Source organism: Paracoccus maritimus (assembly GCF_025195095.1).
Classification (GTDB): domain Bacteria; phylum Pseudomonadota; class Alphaproteobacteria; order Rhodobacterales; family Rhodobacteraceae; genus Paracoccus; species Paracoccus maritimus.
Genome location: NZ_JANAVZ010000016.1, coordinates 26,652 through 46,394 on the forward strand (window position 1 = coordinate 26,652; position 19,743 = coordinate 46,394).

The following is a 19,743-nucleotide window of genomic DNA, read 5'->3' on the forward strand; positions in this document are numbered from 1 at the left end:
GCCCGACGCGATACGAAAACCCCGCGCGGTGGCGCGGGGTTTGTTGTTGCTGCCGAGATGCCAGCAGGTCAGCCGCGGATCAGCGCCACGACATCGCTGCCGATCCTTTGCAGTGCGGCGTCGCGGGTGGCGAAATCGGCGTCCATGTCGGACAGGAAGATCGTCACGATCCATGGTGCAGCATCATCAGGGTTGATGACGGCCACGATGTTGCGGTTGTGGTCGCCGCTGCCCGATTTGTCGAGGATCCGCCAGCCGGCGGGGGCGTCACGGCGCAGAAGCTTGCCGGTCACGCCGCCATGGCGCATCCATTCGGTCAACTGATCGCGCGCGACGGGGGACAGCGCATCGCCAAGCAGCATCCTGCGCAGCGATTCCGCAAAGGCCGCCGGGGTCGTCGTGTCGCGTGGATCGCCCGGCGCAAAGCGGTTCAGTGCGGGTTCGTACCTGTCCAGACGGCTGACCCGATCGCCCAGGTCGCGGAAGTACCCGGTGACGGCTTGCGGTCCGCCCAGATGATCGATCAGAAGATTGGCGGCCGTATTGTCGCTTTGGTCGATCGCGGCGAGGCAAAGTTCCGCGATCGTCATCTCGCCGCCCACATGCCTTTCCGCGACCGGTGCATACTCCACGAGGTCCGATTGCTGAACGGGCAGTTTCTGGGACAGCGCAAGGTTGCCGAGATCGGCGCGGGCCAGAACGGCGCCGCAGATCGGCACCTTGACCGTGCTGTTCATCAGGAAGCGTTCATCGTCGCGATGGGACCAGGTAAAATCCGACCCGGTATCGACAATCGCAATGCCGACGCGGCTGTCGAACTGGCTTTCGATCTGCGCGACGGTGGCGGCAAGTGTTTCGACAGGTGTTTCGGCCAGCGAGGCGCCGGCCAGAGACAGGCCGAGGGCGAACCCTGCCGCCATCTGCGACAGGGAAGAGGCGGTCAACCGCATGGTGATTTCCTTCATGATTTGCGCCGGTGGGCGCGGGTCAGGACATGAGGTCATGTCATGAGACTTTTCTATTTCGGCTTGCAGAAGCGGCGCAAACGACAAATCTTATGGCCTGTCATTAGGTGAGGTAATTTCATGGACCGTCCCGATCTGCCGCTGAACGCGCTGCGCGTGTTCGAGGTCGCGATGCGTCAAGGCAGTTTCACCAAGGCCGCGACCGAATTGCGCGTGACCCAGGCTGCCGTCAGCCATCAGATCGCCCGACTGGAGGATCTGATCGGGGCAAAGCTGTTTCTGCGCACCTCGCGCGGTCTGGCGCCGACCGATGAGGGGCGCCTTCTGTTTCCGGTGCTGGAGCAGGGTTTCGATGCGATGTCACGAGCGATCGAGCGTCTGAACGCCCGGCGCGACATTGAGGTGCTGCAGGTTGGTGTGAACACGACCTTTGCGCTTGGCTGGCTGATGCCCCGGCTTGACGCGTTTCGGCGCGCGCATCCCCGGATCGATCTGCGCATCGCGACCAACAACAACCGGGTCGAGATCCTGCGCGAGGGGCTGGACATGGCGATCCGGTTTGGCACCGGCGGATGGACCGGGCACGAGGTGGTGCCGCTGATCGAGGCCCCGTTGTCGCCGCTCTGTTCGCCGGACCTGGCGCGGCAGCTGCTGGATCCGGCCGATCTGGCGCAGGTGACCTTGTTGCGCAGCTATCGCAGCGCGGAATGGCCCGATTGGTTTGACGCCGCGGGCGTGGTCTGTCCGGCGGTGCAGGGGCCGGTTCTTGACAGTTCGGTGGCGCTTGCCGAACTGGCGGCATCCGGCGCGGGTGCGGCGCTGCTGCCGGTGGCCATGTTCGAAAGATACATCGCCCAGGGGCGGCTGACGCAGCCGTTCGGCGTCAGCGTCCCGGCCGGGCGCTATTATCTGGCATGGCCATCGGATCGTCGGGCGACCCCGGCCATGACCGCGTTCCTGCATTGGCTTGTGGGCGCGAGCGCCCGGGACGGCCTGCCCGGCGAATGAGGAAAAGGCCGCGCGGGCGCGGCCTTTTCGCAGGTCTTGCGCTGCCCTTCAGCCGATGGCTGCGGCGCGCACTTCGTCGTCGATGGCTTCCAGATACTGCGCGAAATTGTCGCTGAACATCTGGACCAGCTTTTGTGCCTGCCGATCATAGGCCTGACGGTCGGCCCATGTCTGGCGCGGGTCCAGCAGCACGTCCGACACGCCCGGCACCGATACCGGCACCTCGAACCCGAAATTCGCATCCTTGCGGAATTCGACATCGTTCAGGCTGCCGTCCAGCGCGGCTGACAACAGCGCGCGGGTGGCGCGGATCGGCATGCGCGAGCCTTCGCCGAATGCGCCGCCGGTCCAGCCGGTGTTCACCAGCCAGCAGCTTGCGCCGTACTGGGCGATCTTGTCGGCCAGCAGCTTGCCATAGACCTCGGGGCGGCGCGGCATGAAGGGCGCACCGAAGCAGGTCGAGAAGGTCGGGACAGGTTCGGTCACGCCGACCTCGGTGCCCGGTGTCTTCGAGGTGAAGCCCGACAGGAAGTGATACATGGCCTGCGCCGGCGTCAGGCGCGCGATCGGCGGCAGCACGCCATAGGCATCGCAGGTCAGCATGATCACGTTCTTCGGGTGCCCGCCAAGGCTGGTTTCCGACGCGTTCGAGATCGCGTCCAGCGGATAGGCGCAGCGCATGTTGTCGGTGATCGAGTTGTCCTCGAAATCCAGCTCGAACGTGTCGGGATCAAAGACCATGTTCTCGATCACGGTGCCAAAGCGCGAGCAGGTGGCGTGGATTTCAGGCTCTGCCTCGGCCGACAGGTTGATGGTCTTCGCATAGCAGCCACCTTCGAAGTTGAAGATGCCGTTATCCGACCAGCCATGTTCGTCATCGCCGATCAGCACGCGGCTTGGATCGGCCGACAGCGTCGTCTTGCCGGTGCCCGACAGGCCGAAGAAGATCGCGCTGTCATCGGGATCGCCCGGCGCGTGGTTGGCGCTGCAATGCATCGGCATGATGCCCTTGCCCGGCAGGATGTAGTTCAGAAGCGTGAAGACCGATTTCTTGTTCTCGCCCGCATAGGCGGTGCCGCCGATCAGGATCAGCTTCTTCTGGAAGTTCAGTGCGATGACGGTCTCACCGCGGCAGCCATGGCGTGCGGGGTCGGCCTTGAAGCTTGGGCAGTTGATGATCGTGAACTCGGGGTTGAAGGTCGCCAGTTCGGCGGCTTCGGGGCGGCGCAGCAGGTGACGGATGAACAGACCGTGCCATGCCAGTTCCGTGACGACGCGGACATCCAACCGTTCCTGGGGATCGGCGCCGCCGAACAGATCCTGAACGAAGTAGTCGCGGCCCTTCATGTGCGCCAGCATGTCCTGATGCAACAGGTCGAAGGCGTCGGGGGCCATCGGCTTGTTGTTTTCCCACCAGATCGTGTCTTCGACATCGGGGGTGCGGACCACGAACTTGTCCTTGGGCGACCGGCCGGTATGGGCGCCCGTCGTCACCAGAAAGGCGCCGCCAAGACCAATCCGCCCTTCGTCGCGGGCGACCGCTTCGGTCATCAAAGCGGGTTCCAGCAGGTTGTAATAAACCCGGCCGAGGCCCTCAATACCCTGATCTTCCAGTCGGCAGTTCGGGTTTACGCGCGTGTTCATGTCTGTAACGCTCCTGACTTCATGCTCGCCTGCGACAGTTCCGTGACGCAGTATGCGCGGGCTATAGCATGCGCGGGAGCTGAAAAAAGACGGGCGCGCTAACGGTTAGCGCAAACGTAAAATGTTATCGCCAACATAGGTCGCTCGGCGGCGTTTCGGGCGCAAAGTTAACCAATTCCGGCAATGATCGGGAAGGAAAGGTGATTCGCATGGTGCAGCTTCATGCCACGACAATCGCGGTCGACGGGCGCGGTCTGCTGATTCTGGGTCCGTCGGGGGCGGGAAAATCATGTCTCGCGTTGCAGATGATGGCGGTCGGCGCGGCGCTTGTGGCCGATGACCGGACTGATGTGACCCGCGATGGCGCGGCGCTGATCGCCAGTTGCCCCGCGCCGCTGTGCGGACGCATCGAGGCGCGTGGCGTTGGGATTCTTGCGGCGTCGGATCATGGCCCCGTCCAACTGGCCGCGATCGCCGATCTGGGCCGGTCCGAGACGGATCGGCTGCCGAAATCGCGAGAACATGACCTTTTGGGTATCGCCTTGCCACTTGTTCTCGGGCCGTATCGCCCGCATCTTTATGCTGCGTTGCGGCAGTTTCTGGTGGCCGGGCGCGTGGCATGAAAGGTAGTGACACGGGAATGGAAGATCGGTGCGGCATGGCGCATGAGGTCGCGACGTCGGACGACACGCAGACCGGCGCACAGCAGGCACAAAGGGTTGTGCTGGTGACCGGGCCATCGGGCGCCGGGCGATCGACCGCGATCAACGTGCTTGAAGATCTTGGCTTCGAGGCGATCGACAACCTGCCGCTGTCGCTGATCCCGCGGCTGCTGGACGGTCCGGGCCGTCCCACACCGCTGGCCCTTGGGCTGGATGTGCGCAACCGCGATTTTTCTGCGGCGAATGTGATCGAGATGATCGACCGGCTGACCCGCAATCCGGACTATGCGCCCGAAGTGCTGTTTCTGGATTGCGCGCTGGATGTGCTGGTGCGCCGCTACAACGAAACGCGTCGCCGCCATCCGCTGGCGCCCGACGGTTCGCCCCTGTCCGGGATCACGAACGAGCTGGATCTGCTGGGGCCGATCAGATCGCGCGCCGAAGTGCTGGTCGATACAAGCGAACTGTCCCCGCACGACCTCAAGGCGGAACTGACCCGCTGGTTCGACATCCGTCCCGATCACGGGCTCAGCGTGTCGCTGCATTCCTTCAGCTACAAGCGCGGGGTGCCGCGCGGCGTGGATCTGATGTTCGACTGCCGGTGTCTGAGCAATCCGCATTGGGAAGCCGGGCTGCGCCAGATGAACGGCCAGGATCCCGAGGTTCAGGACTTTGTCGCCGCCGATCCCCGATTCGCGGAATTCTTCGGGCGTATCCGCGATCTGATCCTGTTTCTGCTGCCCGCACATCTGGAAGAGGGCAAATCGCATGTTTCGATCGGCTTTGGGTGTACCGGAGGGCAACACCGTTCCGTCACTTTGGCGGAGAAGATGTCGGTCGCGCTTGCAGATGCCGGGTGGCCAGTGTCAATAAGGCATCGTGAACTGGAGCGTCGAATGCCGATGCAACTGTCCTTCGGGGGCAGGGGGACGGCACCGGCGCAGCATTCGTCCGAGCGTGACCGCGATGATCGCGGCGCGCCGGCTTCTGGACTTGGTGGGGCGCGTTGATCGGAATTGTCATCGTAGCGCATGGTGGACTGGCGCGGGAATATCGTTCGGCGGTAGAGCATGTGGTCGGGCCGCAGGCCGGAATCGCGGCTGTCGCGATCGAGGATGACCATGATCGTGCCGCCAAGACCTCTGAGATTCGGGCCGCCGCCGATGCCGTCGATCTTGGCGATGGGGTCGTCGTGGTGACCGATCTGTTCGGCGGATCGCCATCCAACCTGTCGCTGCCGGCCTGCGCCTTCCGGGACCGGACCATTCTTTACGGGGCCAATCTGCCGATGCTGGTGAAACTGGCGAAGTCGCGCCATCTTCCGGTGGCCGACGCCGTGGCCTTCGCCAAGGAAGCCGGGCGGAAATACATCAATTCCTACAACGTCCCACCGGAAAGCGTCCTGGACATGGGATCGCCCGCCAGATGAGCCAGACCGTCACGCGTGAACTGGCAATCATCAACGAAAAGGGCCTGCACGCGCGGGCCAGCGCCAAGTTCGTCGATGTGGTCGAACGTTTCGATGCTCGGGCCGAGGTCGCGAAGGACGGGATGAGCGTGTCGGGCGATTCGATCATGGGACTGCTGATGCTGACCGCGCCGCGCGGATCGACCGTCACCGTCACCGTCTCGGGCCCCGAGGCCGAGGCATTGGCCGACGCGCTGGAAGCGCTGGTCGGCGATTATTTCGGCGAAGGCATGTAAGGCCGCCGATTTGTCCGAACGCAGATCCTATCATCACGGCAATCTTCGGCAGGCCCTGGTCGAGGCGACGGCCGCTTTGATCGAGGATCTGGGGCCGCAAGCCTTCACGCTGGCCGAGGCCGCGCGCCGCGCGGGCGTTTCGGCGGCCGCGCCGTATCGGCACTTCAAGGGGCGCGAGGATCTGATCGAAGAGGTCGCGCGGCAGGGTTTTCTGGATTTCGCCGCACGGCTGGAAGCGGCGTTCGATGCCGGGCGCCCGCGCGCGCTGACGGCGTTTCTGCGGATGGGGCAGGCCTATCTGGATTTCGCCCGGCAGCGCCCAGGATATTACATGGCGATGTTCGAATCCGGCATTTCCATCGCCGGAAACGCCGAGCTGGCGCTGGCATCCGAGCGGGCCCAGGGCATGTTGCTGAAAGCAGCCGAGGCACTGGCGCAGCGTCTGCCGCCCGAACGGCGGCCACCCCCGCGCATGGTCGCCAACCATGTCTGGGCGCTGAGCCACGGCGTGGTCGAACTGTTCTCGCGCGGAAAACCCGGCGGGCGGACCCCGGTCGAGCCGTCCGAAATGCTGGAAAGCGGCGTCATCATCTATCTGCGCGGGCTGGGATTGATCGGCGATTGAAAAATATCTGCGCGACACTTGACGCGAGCCTTCGGGCACCCATCTATGTAAATGTGATTAACATTAACATGGAGGGATCACACAGATGCACAGCGCATCGTATCAGATGTCGGCCTACCCGCTGAACGCCTCGCGCGGTCCGGGGCCGTTGGGCCGCGCCCGTGACTGGCTGGACGAACGCGGCAAGGCCGCATGGATCGTGGCGATGATCCTTGGTTTCGTGCTGTTCTGGCCGGTCGGTCTAGCCATCCTTGCCTATATGATCTGGAGCAAACGCATGTTCGGATGCAGCAAACGCAGCCACGCGCCGCGCTATCACGCCGCGCCCACCGGAAACTCGGCCTTCGATGCCTATCGCGACGAGACGCTGAAGCGCCTGGAAGATGAACACCGCGAGTTCATCGACTTCCTGCAGAAGCTGCGCGAGGCCAAGGACAAGGCGGAATTCGATCAGTTCATGGAACAGCGCGGCGACAAGCCCGCCAACTGATCCGCTGGTCAAGCCGAAGACGCGGGGGCCGGGAAACCGGCCCCCTCGAATGTTTCCCCGTGCGGAATTCGGTCAGTCGCCGCGTGGAAAGCGCTGGTTTTCCTCCAAGACGTTCAGGTCCATGTGGTTGCGCATGTAGCGTTCGGACGCCTTCATCAGAGGCTGATAGTCCCACGGATAATAGGATCCGTTGCGCAACGCCTCATAGACGATCCAACGTCGCGCCTGGCTTTGGCGCACCTCGGCGTCATAGCCGTCCAGATCCCATCGCTGATCCGCCATCCCGCGCATCCGGCCAAGCGTTTCCGCGTGGGCGGGATCTTCGGCCAGATTGTGGCGTTCATGGGGATCGGCCTGCAGGTCGAACAGCATCTCTGGGTCGGCTTTGCAGGCGACGTATTTCCAGCGTCCGTCCCGCAATCCCACCAGAGGCGCGATACTGCCTTCGGCGGCGTATTCGATCGCGACGGGGCCATGATTTGCGCCGCCGTCGGCCAGCGATTCACCGTCGGTCCAGGGCGCGATATCCGAGATCGGGATGCCCGCTAGATCGCAGATCGTGGGCAACACGTCGATCGTGCTGACCGGCGTTTCGACCAGCCCGGCCTGCATCGTCGGCGCCGAGATCATCAGAGGCACGCGCGCCGAGCCCTCGAAGAAGCTCATCTTGAACCACAGCCCGCGTTCGCCCAGCATCTCTCCATGGTCCGAGAGGAACAGGATGATCGCCTCTTGCCCGGTGCTTTCCAGCACATCGAGGATCTCGCCGATCTTGTCGTCGACATAGCTGATATTGGCGAAATAGCCCTGTCTTGCCCGCCGGACATGGTCGTCGCTGATATCGAAATTGCGCCAGTCGCAGGCATCCATCAGCCGCTTGGAATGTGGGTCCTGTCGGTCATAGGGAATAGCCTCGGGCGCGGCCAGTTCCGGCGCCCCCTCATACAGGTCCCAGTATTTGCGGCGGGCGACGAACGGGTCATGCGGATGGGTGAAGCTGACCGTCAGGCACCATGGGCGCGCATCATTTCCGCGCGCCAGATCATACAGCTTGCGGCAGGCGTTATAGGCAACCTCGTCGTCATATTCCAACTGGTTGCTGATCTCGCCGACGCCTGCACCGGTGACCGAGCCCAGATTGTGATACCACCAGTCGATCCGTTCGCCCGGCTTGCGATAATCCGGCGTCCAGCCGAAATCGGCCGGGTAAATGTCGGTCGTCAGCCGTTCCTCGAACCCGTGCATCTGGTCGGGACCGACGAAATGCATCTTGCCCGACAGGCAGGTCTGATAGCCCGCGCGCCGCAGATGATGGGCGTAGGTCGGGATGTCGGAACAGAATTCGGCCGCGTTATCATAGACGCGCGTGCGTCGCGGCAGCTGCCCGGACATGAAGCTGGCCCGGCCGGGCGCGCAAAGCGGGCTGCCGGTATAGCTGTTGGCAAACCGCGTCGAGCGTTCGGCCAGCCTGCGCAGGTTGGGCGTGTGCAGAAAGTCGGCGGGGCCGTCGGGGAAAAGCACCCCCGACAGCTGATCCGCCATCAGAATCAGGATATTGGGTTTCACTTGCTTACCGCAGCCATGACAGCGTCGTTACCGGGTTGGCCGTCCAGCGTCGTCACGCCCTCAAGCCATGTTGCCGCGACCTCGGGATGATCCGCGATCCAGCCCCTGGCAGCCTCTTTCGCGTCCATGCCATCTTCAAGGATCTTGCCCATCAGGACGTTTTCCATCGACACGTCGAAGACAAGCTGACCGAAAAGCTTGGCGGCGTTGGGGCAGGCCTCGACCCATTCCGTGCGCGCCAGGGTGTGCACCGTCGCACCGCCGTAATCCGGACCAAACCGTTCGTCGCCACCGGACAGATAGGTGATCTGCAGCGCTTCGTTCATCGGATGCGGCGCCCAGGCCAGGAATACGGTCGGCGTGCCGGCATTCGCGTTCCGGCCGACCTGAGCCAGCATCGCCTGTTCGCCGGATTCGACCAGCGTCCAGTCGCCAAGGCCGAATTCGTCCGCATCGATCATCGCCTGGATCGACTGGTTCGCGGGCGCGCCGGGCTCGATCCCGTAGATCTTGCCGTCAAAGGCATCCTTCTGCGCGTCCAGATCCGCGAAATCCGCCACGCCGGCCTCGGCGCCCGGTGCGTTCACGGCAAGGGTGAACTTGGCGCCTTCCAGATTCTGGACCAGTTCCTGTATGGTGCCGGCCGCGTCCAGGTCGTCGCGGAATTTCTGCTGCGCGGGCATCCAGTTGCCCAGGAACAGATCGGTGTCGCCGTTCTTCAGCGCCTCGTAGCCGACCGGAACCGACAGTGTCGCGATCTCGGGCGTATAACCCAGACCCTCCAGCAAGGTTGCCGCGACCCCGTTGGTGGCCGTGATGTCGGTCCAGCCCGGATCGGAATAGCGGACCGTGCCGCAGGTCGCAGCCTCGTCTGCCAGAACGGGCGCAGCCGTCGCCGTCAGCAGCAACGCAACGGTCGATATCTTCAGGGTGGTCATGGATTTCCCTTCCTGTCGGTTTTTTGATTGTTCCGCCAGTCAATGATGAATTGCTGCACGCTTCGCGCCCAAAAACGACATTCAGCGTGTCGGAACTGGCGTCTCTCCGCGATAGTCGTAGAAGCCGCGCCCGGTCTTGCGGCCCAGCCAGCCGGCCTCGACATATTTCGTCAGCAGAGGGCAGGGGCGATACTTGGTATCGGCCAGACCGTCGTGCAGCACGTTCATGATGGCAAGACAGGTATCCAGTCCGATGAAATCGGCCAGTTCCAGTGGCCCCATCGGGTGATTGGCGCCCAGCTTCATCGATTCGTCGATCGACTTCACGTTTCCGACGCCTTCATACAGCGTATAGACCGCCTCGTTGATCATCGGCATCAGGATCCGGTTCACGATGAAGGCCGGAAAATCCTCGGCGCTGGCGGCGGTCTTGCCCAGTTTCCTGACCACCTCGTGCAGCAGCTCGAAGGTGGCCTGATCGGTCGCGATGCCGCGGATCAGTTCTACCAGCTGCATGACCGGAACCGGGTTCATGAAGTGGAAACCCATGAACTTCTCGGGCCGATCGGTGCGGCTGGCAAGCCGCGTGATCGAGATCGACGAGGTGTTCGAAGTCAGGATCGTCTCGGGCTTCAGATGCGGCTGCAGGTCCTCGAAGATCGCCTGCTTGACCGTCTCGCGTTCGGTGGCGGCCTCGATCACCAGGTCGGTCTTTCCCAGGTCGGACAGCCGCAGCGTGGTCGAGATCCGGCCCATCGCGGCCTTCTTGTCCTCGGCCGAGATCTTCTCGCGGCTGACCTGACGTTCCAGGTTCCTGTCGATCAGGCTCAGCGCCTTGTCCAGCGCGTCCTGGCTGACATCGGTCAGCAGGACATCATATCCAGCCAGCGCGAAGACATGGGCGATGCCGTTGCCCATCTGACCCGCACCGATCACACCAACCGATTGAATCGTCATGTCCCCACCTCTCTTGCTGACGCCGCGACGATAGGGGTCGCGGCCAGATGCTGCAATGCAAAACCGCCCCCGGGTGGGGGCGGTCGGCAGGGGGCAAGCCCCCGGTTCCCGCATTGAACGACGGGAAGATTTTCTGGATCGAATGCCGCTTACAGCTTTTCGGTCAGTTCCGGCACGGTGGTGAACAGGTCGCCCACCAGGCCGTAATCGGCGATCTGGAAGATCGGCGCTTCCTCGTCCTTGTTGATGGCGACGATGACCTTGCTGTCCTTCATCCCGGCAAGGTGCTGGATCGCGCCCGAGATGCCGACGGCGACGTAAAGTTCCGGTGCCACGACCTTGCCGGTCTGACCGACCTGCCAGTCGTTCGGGGCATAGCCCGAATCGACCGCTGCGCGGGATGCGCCGACGGCGGCACCCAGCTTGTCGGCCAACTTTTCGATGATCGCGAAATCGTCCTTTGATCCGACACCGCGTCCGCCCGACACGACACGCCCGGCCGAGGTCAGTTCCGGACGGTCGCTTTCGGCCACCTCGTCGCCGACCCATTTCGACAGCGCCGGATCCTCGGCCGCCGAGATCGCCTCGACCGGCGCCGGGCCGCCTTCGCCCGCCGCGTCAAAGCTGGCGGTGCGGACTGTCATGACCTTCTTGGCATCCTTCGACTTGACCGTCTGGATGGCGTTGCCGGCATAGACCGGGCGTTCGAAGGTGTCGGCGTCGATTACCGCCGACACGTCCGAAATCACCATCGCGTCCAGCAGTGCCGCAACGCGCGGCATGATGTTCTTGGCATCCGTCGTGGCCGGGGCGGCGATATGGTCGTAATCGCCCGCCAGGGACACCATCAGCGCCGCGGCCGGTTCGGCCAGCCGGTGGCCATACAGCGCATCCTCGGCGACCAGCACCTTGGCCACGCCGTCGATCTTGGCAGCTTCCTCGCCCGCCGCCTTGGCATGTGCGCCTGCGCACAGCACCGTCACGTCGCCCAGGGATTTCAGCGCACCCACGGCCTTGGACGTGGCATCGCGGTTCAGTTCGCCATTCGTGACTTCACCCAGCAGAAGAACAGCCATCACACGACCCCCGCTTCTTTCAGTTTCGACACCAGCTCGTCGACCGAGCCGACCTTGATCCCGGCCTTGCGGCCCTCGGGCTCGCGGGTCGAGACGATTTCAAGCCGCGGCGCGACGTCGACGCCCAGATCGGCGGCGGTCTTTTCGTCCAGCGGCTTCTTCTTGGCCTTCATGATGTTGGGCAGCGAGGCATAGCGCGGCTCGTTCAGGCGCAGGTCGGCGGTGACGATCGCCGGCAGCTTGACCTCGATGGTCTGCAGACCGCCGTCGACCTCGCGCGTGACCTTGGCGGTCTCGCCCTCGATCTCGACCTTGCTGGCGAAGGTCGCCTGGCTCCAGCCAAGCAGGGCCGCCAGCATCTGGCCGGTCGCGTTCATGTCGTTGTCGATCGCCTGCTTGCCGGCGATGACCAGCCCGGGCTGCTCCTCGTCGATCACCGCTTTCAGGATCTTGGCGACGGCCAAGGGTTCGATGTCCTGGTGCACGTCATCGGCAGCGATCACAAGGATCGCGCGGTCGGCGCCCATGGCCAGCGCGGTGCGCAGCGTTTCGGCCGCCTGCTTGACGCCGATGCTGACCGCGACGACTTCCTCGGCGACACCCTTTTCCTTCAGCCGGATCGCCTCTTCGACAGCGATCTCGTCGAAGGGGTTCATCGACATCTTCACATTCGCCAGATCGACACCAGATCCGTCCGCTTTCACACGGGCCTTCACGTTGTAGTCGATCACGCGCTTGACCGGCACGAGAACCTTCATGTGGCTGCTCTCCCTTGGTTGCGTCCTTTGTCGTGGCTTTGTTATCGGCAGGTTCTGCCCATTTACAGCAGAAAAACGTCGTCGGACGCCGCGTTTGCGGCGCAGCATTGCCGCGACGCAGCGTTGTGGGGCGCTAACGGCTGGCGCCGGGGACCCACAAGATGTCTTCGGTCCCGCCGCCATTGGCCTGACGGGCGGCGACGAAAAGCCAATCGCTGAGCCGGTTCAGATAGCGGATCGCGGCGCCGTTGGCATCGCCTCCGGTCGCCAGCTCGGTCGCACGACGTTCGGCCCGGCGGGCGACGGTGCGCGACAGATGCAGATGCGCCGCCAGCACCGAGCCGCCGGGCAGGATGAAGCTGCGCAGCGGCTGCAGATCGGCATTCATCTCGTCGATCTCGGATTCCAGCCGCGCGACCTGTGAATCGACGATGCGCAGCACCGGATAGCCTGCCTGATCGTCCGCCTGCATGTTGGGACGTGCCAGATCGGCGCCCAGGTCGAACAGGTCGTTCTGGATCACCGCGATCCGGTCGGCCATGCGACCGCCCGCGTGCAGGCGGCACAGCCCAAGCGTGGCGTTCAGTTCGTCCACCGTGCCATAGGCCTCGACCCGGGGGTCATGCTTGGCCACGCGACTGCCGTCGGACAGCGCGGTATCGCCCTTGTCGCCGGTGCGGGTATAGATCTTGTTCAGGACGACCATCAGCCGGACCTCATCCACAGGAACAGAAGAATCAGCGCGACCGCCACCGCCTGCGCGATGATCCGCCAGCGCATCAGGCGATTTCCATGCTTGCGGTTGAATTCACCGCCCCTGGCAAAGCCGCCGATGCCGGTGACAAGGATCGCCAGCACCACCAGAACGGCCAGCACGACCAGATAGAACAGGGGCTTGTCTTGCATGGGCACCGCCTTTCGCGGCTGACCCTAGCTGCGGCGGGCGACCCAGTCCAGTGCGCGCGTGGACAGCAGCCTGCGGCCGACGCCCGACAGCCAGGTTGGGGTGGTGACGTAATAGCGCGGCGCGGGTCTTGTCGCGGTCAGCGCCCGCAGGATCCGGTCGCTGACCGCCGAGGGCGGCAATTCGAAGCGATCCTTGCCGGACGGATGATACAGCCGTTTCAGCAGCGTGTCGCGATATTGCTGGGCCCGTGCGCTGTCCTGCCAGTTCACCCATCTTTCGAAATGCGGGATCGCGTTCACCCGGATGCGGCTGGCGATCGGTCCCGGTTCGATCGTGACGACCTGCACCTTGGTGCCGTGCATCTCCAGGCGCAGGACGTCGGTCAGCCCCTCCATCGCGAACTTCGTGGCGACATAGGGACCGCGCCAGGGGATCCCGACCAGACCCAGAACCGAGCTGATATTGACGATCCGGCCGCCATGTTCGCGGAAATGCGGGATCAGCCGCGTCGTCAGGTCATGCGTGCCAAAAAGATTGGCCTCGAAAATGGCGCGCAGCGCGTCGCGGGAAATATCCTCGACTGCGCCGGGCAGCGCAAAGGCCGCGTTGTTCACCAGCCCGTCCAGCCGTCCGCCGGACAATACCTGCCGGACCAGCCGGGTTATGCTTTCCGGATCGGCAAGTTCCAGGTGATGGCATTCCATCCCCTCGGCGCGGCGGGCGGCGATGTCTGCTTCCCGACGGCAGGTTGCGACCACCTGCCAGCCTTCGGCCTGCATCCGGCGCGCCGCATCCAGACCGATGCCCGACGAGCAGCCGGTGATCAGTACCCGTCCAGTCATGTCAGTTCGGCGCGTTGCTGGTCAGAAACTGGCCCGACATGTAGCCGGTGCGCCCGCTTGTATCGCGGATATTGACCCAGGCGCCGTCGGTCGGCCCCAGCGCCTCGACCGCCGCCCCCTGACCAAGCGCACCGATCACCCGGTCCCCAGTCGAGGGTCCGGCGCGGAAATTCACGCTGCTGCCCGTAACATAGAGAATCGGGCCCTGCGCGCCGGGCGGCGGTGCTGCGACTGCCTGCTGCTCCTGCCCCGCATATTCGGGCGAAGGACGCAGCGCGGGTCCGGGAAATTGCTGGACCCGCTCGGGCGTCTGGGTCGCAACGCTGACGACTTCGGGCGCCGCGGAGGGCGCATCGGCATCCTTGTTCCCGGGTGCTGGTGCAGCGCCGGTCGTCGCAGGGGGCGTGCGACCTTCGGGGCGCGCGATCAGATCCCGCGCGCCAGCGTCCTGCGCGGCAGAGCGTGGCGAAGGGGACGCGGTCTGCTGTCTTTGCGCACGCGGATCGCCTGCCCCATAGACTGACATGACGGCGTAAAGTGCGACCAGCGTCGCGGACATCAACACAAGAAGTCTTATCATTTTCGCTGCCGTCGTTCCCCTGATGGCCGACTGTGGCCTTTTTATCCGATCGCCCGGAACAACGCCATGCGGCTTGCCCCGTTCCGAAGGTGAAATTCCGGCTGGACCGGCATCGCCGCGCGGCCTATCCAATGCGTCATGTCCGACGATCTTCCTATCGACCCCGAACGGAACACGCAGTCCGAACCGCTGAGCCGCGCCATCGGCGAGCGATATCTGACTTATGCGCTGTCCACGATCATGAACCGCGCACTGCCCGATGCGCGCGATGGCCTGAAGCCTGTGCATCGCCGCATTCTTTACGCGATGCGCGAACTGCGTCTTTCGCCGAACGGCGCCTTCCGGAAGTCCGCGAAGATCACCGGCGACGTGATGGGCAATTATCACCCCCACGGTGACGCTGCGATCTATGATGCGATGGCGCGCCTGGCCCAGGATTTCGCCATGCGCTATCCGCTGGTGGACGGGCAGGGCAACTTCGGCAATATCGACGGCGACAACCCGGCCGCCGCGCGATATACCGAGGCGCGGCTGGCGCAGACATCCGAGACGCTGATGGACGGGCTGACCGAGGATTCGGTCGATTTCCGCCCCAATTACGACGGCACGCTGAACGAACCCGTCGTGCTGCCTGCAGCATTTCCGAACCTGCTGGCCAACGGCGCGTCGGGGATTGCGGTGGGCATGGCCACCAACATCCCGCCCCATAACCTGCACGAGGTGATCGACGCCTGCCTGCATCTGATCAAGACGCCTGATGCGCGCGACGACACGCTGGCGACGCTGATCAAGGGGCCGGATTTTCCGACCGGCGGCGTGATTGTCGAAAGCGCTGATACGATCGCCCAGAACTATCGCACCGGCCGCGGCGCCTTCCGCGTCCGGGCCAAGTGGGAGCAGGAGGATCTGGGCCGCGGCCAGTGGCAGATCGTGGTCACCGAAATTCCCTACCAGGTTCAGAAATCGCGTCTGATCGAGCGGCTGGCCGAGCTGATCCAGACCAAGAAGATCCCGATCCTGGCCGATGTGCGCGACGAATCCGCCGAGGATGTCCGCATCGTGCTGGAACCGCGCGCGCGCAATGTCGACCCCGAACAGCTGATGGCTGCGCTGTATCGCGTCAGCGATCTTGAGGTGCGTTTCAGCCTGAACATGAATGTGCTGATCGACGGGCGCGTGCCCAAGGTCTGTTCGCTGAAAGAGGTGCTGCGCGCGTTCCTGGATCACCGCCGCGAGGTGCTGGTCCGGCGCGCGAATTTCCGTCTGGACAAGATCGCCGCCCGGCTTGAGGTGCTGGAAGGCTATCTGATCGCCTATCTGAACCTTGACCGGGTGATCGAGATCATCCGCTACGAGGACGATCCCAAGGCGGTGATGATCGCCGAGTTCGGGCTGTCGGATGTGCAGGTCGAGGCGATCCTGAACATGCGCCTGCGCGCCTTGCGCAAGCTGGAAGAGATCGAGTTGCGCGCCGAACGCGACGGTTTGCTGGAAGAACGCGAGACGCTGCAGGCGATGCTGGCCGATGAGGCCGCGCAGTGGTCGCGCATCGCCGATCAGTTGAAGGAGGTCCGCAACCTGTTCGGCAAGTCCACGCCCGAGGGCCAGCGCCGGACGCTGATCACCGAGGCTGCCGATGTCGAGCCGATCGACATGGATGCGATGATCGAGCGAGAGCCGCTGACCGTGATCCTGTCCCGGATGGGATGGATCCGCGCGATGAAGGGGCATCAGCCGCTGGATGCCGAACTGAAGTTCAAGGACGGCGACGGCCCGGCCTTCGCGCTGCACGCCGAGACGACCGACAAGCTGATGGTCTTTGCCTCGAACGGCCGCTTTTACACGCTGCCCGCGAACGGCCTGCCCGGGGGACGTGGCATGGGCGAACCGCTGCGGTTGATGGTCGAACTGCCTAACGAGGCAGAGGTGATTGCGGTCTTCCCCTGGCGCGATGGCGAGAAATATCTGGTCGCCTCGAAGGCGGGTGACGGTTTCGTGGTCGCGGCCTCGGACATCCTGGCGCAGACCAAGACCGGCAAGCAGGTGCTGAACGGCGAGGCGCTGCTGTGCAAGCCCGTCAGCGGCGATCATGTGGCGGTCGTCGGCACCAACAGGAAGATGCTGGTCTTTCCGCTGACCGAGTTGCCCGAGATGGCGCGCGGCAAGGGTGTCAGATTGCAACGCTTTGGCAGTGGCGGTGGGCTGCTGGCGGCCGACAGCCTGTCGGATGCCACCTTCGTGACGCTGGCCGAAGGGCTGAGCTGGCCGATGAGCGGCGGCAAGACCCGCACCGAAAGCGATCTGGGCGAATGGCTTGGCAAGCGCGCGGGCGCCGGTCGCATGGCACCGCGCGGCTTTCCGCGCGACAACAAGTTCGCCTGATCCGCTGCGCATTGCCGACCCTTCCGACCGGCGACCCACGGTCGCTGGTCAGGTCATGCGCGAGGGGCTTGTCCCCTCGCTCGTTATTGCTGATTGTCCTGCAATCAGGATGAACGCGGCGGGCAGGCCCGCCGCGTGCGCGATGTGACCGGGCAGGGCCCGGTCGAATCGGTGTTCGGGATCAGCGCTTGCGCACCCATTTCCAGCCGGTCAGCATCGGCCCGACCAGATCCTCGTTCTTCCAGACGCGATAGAACAGGATCACGGCGACATGCAGAAGGACCAGGATCAGGATCGCTGTCGCACCCCAGTGATGCCAGCCGACCGCGTCACCCGCGGTTTCGCTGCCGACTTTGTCGGCCAGCGGTCCGACATTGATGAAATCGTCCGGGTCCGAGATCAGGCCCGTCCCGACCTGCCAGGCGAGGGCTGCCAGCATCGCGATGACGGACAGTGCCCCCAGCGGGTTGTGGCCCGGCCAGTGACTTGGCTCGCGCCGGCCGAGATGTCGAACATAGCCCAGAACGGCCGCCGGTCCCCTGACAAAGCTGGAGAAGCGGGCGGATCTGGGACCGACCAGCCCCCAAACCAAGCGGAACAACAGCAATGCGATGATCGCATAGCCGAACCAGAAATGCAGGGTCATGACGTTGGGGCCGAACTTGCCCAGCATCCATGTCGTCACGACCAATGCAGCCAACGCCCAGTGGAAGAAACGTAGGGCCGGATCCCAGACCCTGACCCTGCGTGCCTGATCCTCTGACATCAGTCTTTCTTGCGATAGTCGTCGTGGCATGCCTTGCAGGCTCCGCCCAGCTTCTGCAGTGCCGGGCCGATATTGTCCTGCCCGCCCATCACGGCTTCGGGGCTGCCCGCCGCCGCATCGGCCAGTTCGGTGAACTTGGTCGCAAAATCGTCGGGATTTTCCCAGATCGCGGGCAATGCCTCGGACCCTTCGGCCTCGCCCTCGGCGGTGCCTTCGATGAACAGGGACGGCACATCATACTGGGTCAGCGCGACGATGTTCGCGGCGGCGGTCGACGCGGCAGCCTCGTCATAGGCCATGTCTCCCTTTGCCATGGCCGACAGCTTGCCCATGTTGATCGCAAGCATCTTCATATATCCGTGACGCGCCTCAAGCGCATCTTCGGCGGATTGTGCCGTAGCAATGACGGGAAGGGCGGCGAAAAGGCAGATCGCGGCAGAGGTGGTGAGGCGCATGGCTGGCTCCTGTATGAAATGATGACGTTTTCTGCGTCTTAGCTTCCTGTGGAAACTTGGCAGAGCCCGCCATGCCGATCAATCAAACTCGGACCGGATCACGAACTTGCGATGATCTGCCAAGTCGGCGCTCAGCTGTAAAGCAGCGTGACGCCGGCCTCGCTGTGGATCGCGTTGACGGTGTCGCGGTCAAGCCGCATGGACTGTGCCAGATCGTGCAGATAGCGCGCCTCGGCCGCGCTGTCGAAATCGATCGCCAGCAGCGACATCAGATAGACCTGCGATTCCATGCCCGCGGGAATCTCGCGCGCCAGGGCCTGCGCATCGACCGGTGCCGCCATCTGTTCGCGGATGAACTGGCGTTCCTCATCGTCCAGATCGTCACCCAGATGACCCAGAAGCCGCTGCTTTTCGGCGTCGTCGATGGTGCCGTCCGATTTGGCGGCCTGGATCATCGCCTTCAGCATCAGCCCTGCGACGGCGTTCTGTTCCGGGGTCGGAGCGATCTCGGGCTCGTCGTTGCGCGATACCGAATCGTTGAACAATTCGCCGAAGCTTGCGTCGTTGCTGGCCTGCGAATCCTTGCGCGCCAGCCCGCCTGCCGTGGCTGCACCCGCACCGGCAGCGGACCCGCCAAGCAGCCCCCCAAGCAGGTCGCCCAGTCCGCCTTGGCTGCTGGCCTGACCGGTGCGTCCACCGCCAAGCTGCCCCAGGATGCCGCCGAGCCCGCCGGATTTACCGCCGCTGCCGCCCAGACGATCCAGAATGCCGCCAAGCCCCCCCTGGGCGCCAGCGGAATTCGCGCCGCCGTAGGGCCGGCCGCTTCCCGCAGCCGATCCCGACTGTCGACCGCCCAGCACCTGGCCCAGCATGTCGCTGAGGCTGCCGCCGCTGCCGCCCGAGGTGTTGTTGCCAAGAATACTGTCCAGCAGCCCGCCATGACCTGAATGCGAACCTGTCGGACGCTGTCCGGCCGAACCCGACTGACGGTTCTTCATGACGGCACCGATTCCCTTGGCCAGCATCACACCGGCGGCGACACGGGCAAGCGATTTCATCAAGCTCATGGTTCTGTCCTCTCGTTGGGTCCGCGCCGCCGAGCACGGCGTCGATGAGACGCGAACGCGCGCTGCGGGCAAGCGGTTCCCGCAGGGTCGTCCGGCCTGCGACAGGCTCGGCGCGGCGGCAGTGACAAACCCCACGCGCGCCCTTGATTTTTCCTCGACCGCCTTATAAATCGCGGCGCACACTAACCCGGGGGCCTGTCAAGCCACGCCCCGCGATCAGGAGGCCCTAGATGGCAAAGGCAAAGTTTGAACGGACGAAACCGCACGTCAATATCGGGACGATCGGTCACGTTGACCACGGCAAGACGACGCTGACGGCGGCGATCACGAAGTATTTTGGTGATTTCCGTG

General features: G+C 64.1%; 23 protein-coding genes. 9 read left to right on the forward strand and 14 right to left on the reverse strand.

The window, feature by feature from the left end; all coding sequences use genetic code 11:
* Positions 1-68: 68 nt before the first annotated feature.
* Positions 69-950, reverse strand: coding sequence for a class A beta-lactamase (gene bla / locus MU516_RS17605; protein ID WP_260278568.1), 882 nt, complete (start codon positions 948-950; stop codon positions 69-71).
* Between the two features lie 135 nt (positions 951-1,085).
* Here bla and MU516_RS17610 point away from each other — a divergent pair, with 135 nt between their 5' ends.
* Complete coding sequence (locus tag MU516_RS17610) at positions 1,086-1,973, forward strand: LysR family transcriptional regulator (protein ID WP_260278569.1); 888 nt, start codon at positions 1,086-1,088, stop codon at positions 1,971-1,973.
* A 48-nt stretch (positions 1,974-2,021) separates the two neighbouring features.
* On the opposite strand, the gene MU516_RS17615 is transcribed toward MU516_RS17610, so the two are convergent.
* Positions 2,022-3,617: a phosphoenolpyruvate carboxykinase gene (locus MU516_RS17615; RefSeq protein WP_260278570.1), complete on the reverse strand. Its 1,596-nt coding sequence runs from the start codon at positions 3,615-3,617 to the stop codon at positions 2,022-2,024.
* Between the two features lie 209 nt (positions 3,618-3,826).
* On the opposite strand from MU516_RS17615, the gene MU516_RS17620 reads away from it, so the two are divergent.
* The 6 genes from MU516_RS17620 (at position 3,827) to MU516_RS17645 (ending at position 7,098) form a co-directional block, all read left to right on the forward strand.
* A complete protein-coding gene (locus MU516_RS17620; protein ID WP_260278571.1) occupies positions 3,827-4,240 on the forward strand; it encodes an HPr kinase/phosphorylase in 414 nt (137 codons plus the stop codon).
* Between the two features lie 35 nt (positions 4,241-4,275).
* The gene (gene rapZ / locus MU516_RS17625; protein ID WP_260278572.1) at positions 4,276-5,289 is read left to right on the forward strand and encodes an RNase adapter RapZ; all 1,014 of its coding nucleotides are present in this window, start codon (positions 4,276-4,278) and stop codon (positions 5,287-5,289) included.
* Positions 5,286-5,708, forward strand: a complete 423-nt coding sequence (locus MU516_RS17630; RefSeq protein WP_260278573.1) for a PTS sugar transporter subunit IIA — start codon at positions 5,286-5,288, stop codon at positions 5,706-5,708. The genes rapZ and MU516_RS17630 overlap by 4 nt, the downstream gene beginning before the upstream one ends.
* Positions 5,705-5,983 (forward strand): HPr family phosphocarrier protein, encoded by a 279-nt coding sequence (locus MU516_RS17635; RefSeq protein ID WP_260278574.1) that lies wholly within the window; start codon positions 5,705-5,707, stop codon positions 5,981-5,983. The genes MU516_RS17630 and MU516_RS17635 overlap by 4 nt, the downstream gene beginning before the upstream one ends.
* Positions 5,984-5,993: 10 nt before the next feature.
* Positions 5,994-6,608 carry a TetR/AcrR family transcriptional regulator gene (locus MU516_RS17640; RefSeq protein ID WP_260278575.1) on the forward strand — a complete coding sequence of 205 codons (615 nt, stop codon included), beginning with the start codon at positions 5,994-5,996 and terminating at the stop codon, positions 6,606-6,608.
* An 85-nt stretch (positions 6,609-6,693) separates the two neighbouring features.
* Positions 6,694-7,098, forward strand: a complete 405-nt coding sequence (locus MU516_RS17645; protein ID WP_209058603.1) for a DUF2852 domain-containing protein — start codon at positions 6,694-6,696, stop codon at positions 7,096-7,098.
* Positions 7,099-7,170: 72 nt separating this feature from the next.
* Here the strand turns inward: MU516_RS17645 and betC are convergent, their stop codons facing one another.
* The 9 genes from betC to MU516_RS17690 all read right to left on the reverse strand — a co-directional run bounded on the left by betC (position 7,171) and on the right by MU516_RS17690 (position 14,722).
* Entirely contained in the window at positions 7,171-8,664 is a 1,494-nt protein-coding gene (gene betC, locus MU516_RS17650) for a choline-sulfatase (RefSeq protein ID WP_260278576.1), read from the reverse strand.
* The gene (gene choX, locus MU516_RS17655) at positions 8,661-9,602 is read right to left on the reverse strand and encodes a choline ABC transporter substrate-binding protein (protein WP_260278577.1); all 942 of its coding nucleotides are present in this window, start codon (positions 9,600-9,602) and stop codon (positions 8,661-8,663) included. Before choX ends, betC begins: the two co-directional genes overlap by 4 nt.
* Before the next feature lie 81 nt (positions 9,603-9,683).
* Positions 9,684-10,559, reverse strand: a complete 876-nt coding sequence (locus tag MU516_RS17660) for a 3-hydroxybutyryl-CoA dehydrogenase (protein ID WP_209058596.1) — start codon at positions 10,557-10,559, stop codon at positions 9,684-9,686.
* A gap of 149 nt (positions 10,560-10,708) precedes the next feature.
* Entirely contained in the window at positions 10,709-11,635 is a 927-nt protein-coding gene (locus MU516_RS17665) for an electron transfer flavoprotein subunit alpha/FixB family protein (RefSeq protein ID WP_260278578.1), read from the reverse strand.
* Positions 11,635-12,393, reverse strand: coding sequence for an electron transfer flavoprotein subunit beta/FixA family protein (locus MU516_RS17670; RefSeq protein ID WP_260278579.1), 759 nt, complete (start codon positions 12,391-12,393; stop codon positions 11,635-11,637). The genes MU516_RS17665 and MU516_RS17670 overlap by 1 nt, the downstream gene beginning before the upstream one ends.
* A 133-nt stretch (positions 12,394-12,526) precedes the next feature.
* A complete protein-coding gene (locus tag MU516_RS17675) occupies positions 12,527-13,099 on the reverse strand; it encodes a cob(I)yrinic acid a,c-diamide adenosyltransferase (RefSeq protein ID WP_260278580.1) in 573 nt (190 codons plus the stop codon).
* Positions 13,099-13,299: a twin transmembrane helix small protein gene (locus MU516_RS17680; protein ID WP_260278581.1), complete on the reverse strand. Its 201-nt coding sequence runs from the start codon at positions 13,297-13,299 to the stop codon at positions 13,099-13,101. The genes MU516_RS17675 and MU516_RS17680 overlap by 1 nt, the downstream gene beginning before the upstream one ends.
* A gap of 24 nt (positions 13,300-13,323) precedes the next feature.
* A complete protein-coding gene (locus tag MU516_RS17685; RefSeq protein WP_260278582.1) occupies positions 13,324-14,142 on the reverse strand; it encodes an SDR family NAD(P)-dependent oxidoreductase in 819 nt (272 codons plus the stop codon).
* A gap of 1 nt (position 14,143) precedes the next feature.
* Positions 14,144-14,722 (reverse strand): SH3 domain-containing protein, encoded by a 579-nt coding sequence (locus MU516_RS17690; protein WP_260278583.1) that lies wholly within the window; start codon positions 14,720-14,722, stop codon positions 14,144-14,146.
* 138 nt (positions 14,723-14,860) lie between these two features.
* Here MU516_RS17690 and parC point away from each other — a divergent pair, with 138 nt between their 5' ends.
* The gene (gene parC / locus MU516_RS17695; protein WP_260278584.1) at positions 14,861-17,104 is read left to right on the forward strand and encodes a DNA topoisomerase IV subunit A; all 2,244 of its coding nucleotides are present in this window, start codon (positions 14,861-14,863) and stop codon (positions 17,102-17,104) included.
* Between the two features lie 181 nt (positions 17,105-17,285).
* On the opposite strand, the gene MU516_RS17700 is transcribed toward parC, so the two are convergent.
* The 3 genes from MU516_RS17700 to MU516_RS17710 form a co-directional block, all read right to left on the reverse strand.
* Positions 17,286-17,870, reverse strand: coding sequence for a cytochrome b/b6 domain-containing protein (locus tag MU516_RS17700; RefSeq protein ID WP_260278585.1), 585 nt, complete (start codon positions 17,868-17,870; stop codon positions 17,286-17,288).
* The gene (locus MU516_RS17705; protein WP_260278586.1) at positions 17,870-18,325 is read right to left on the reverse strand and encodes a c-type cytochrome; all 456 of its coding nucleotides are present in this window, start codon (positions 18,323-18,325) and stop codon (positions 17,870-17,872) included. The genes MU516_RS17700 and MU516_RS17705 overlap by 1 nt, the downstream gene beginning before the upstream one ends.
* 131 nt (positions 18,326-18,456) lie before the next feature.
* On the reverse strand, positions 18,457-19,392 hold the full coding sequence (locus tag MU516_RS17710; RefSeq protein WP_260278587.1) for a tellurite resistance TerB family protein: 936 nt from the start codon (positions 19,390-19,392) through the stop codon (positions 18,457-18,459).
* A 230-nt stretch (positions 19,393-19,622) separates the two neighbouring features.
* On the opposite strand from MU516_RS17710, the gene MU516_RS17715 reads away from it, so the two are divergent.
* Positions 19,623-19,743 (forward strand): GTP-binding protein (locus MU516_RS17715; RefSeq protein ID WP_246954716.1); only part of this gene is annotated, 121 nt, incomplete at its 3' end.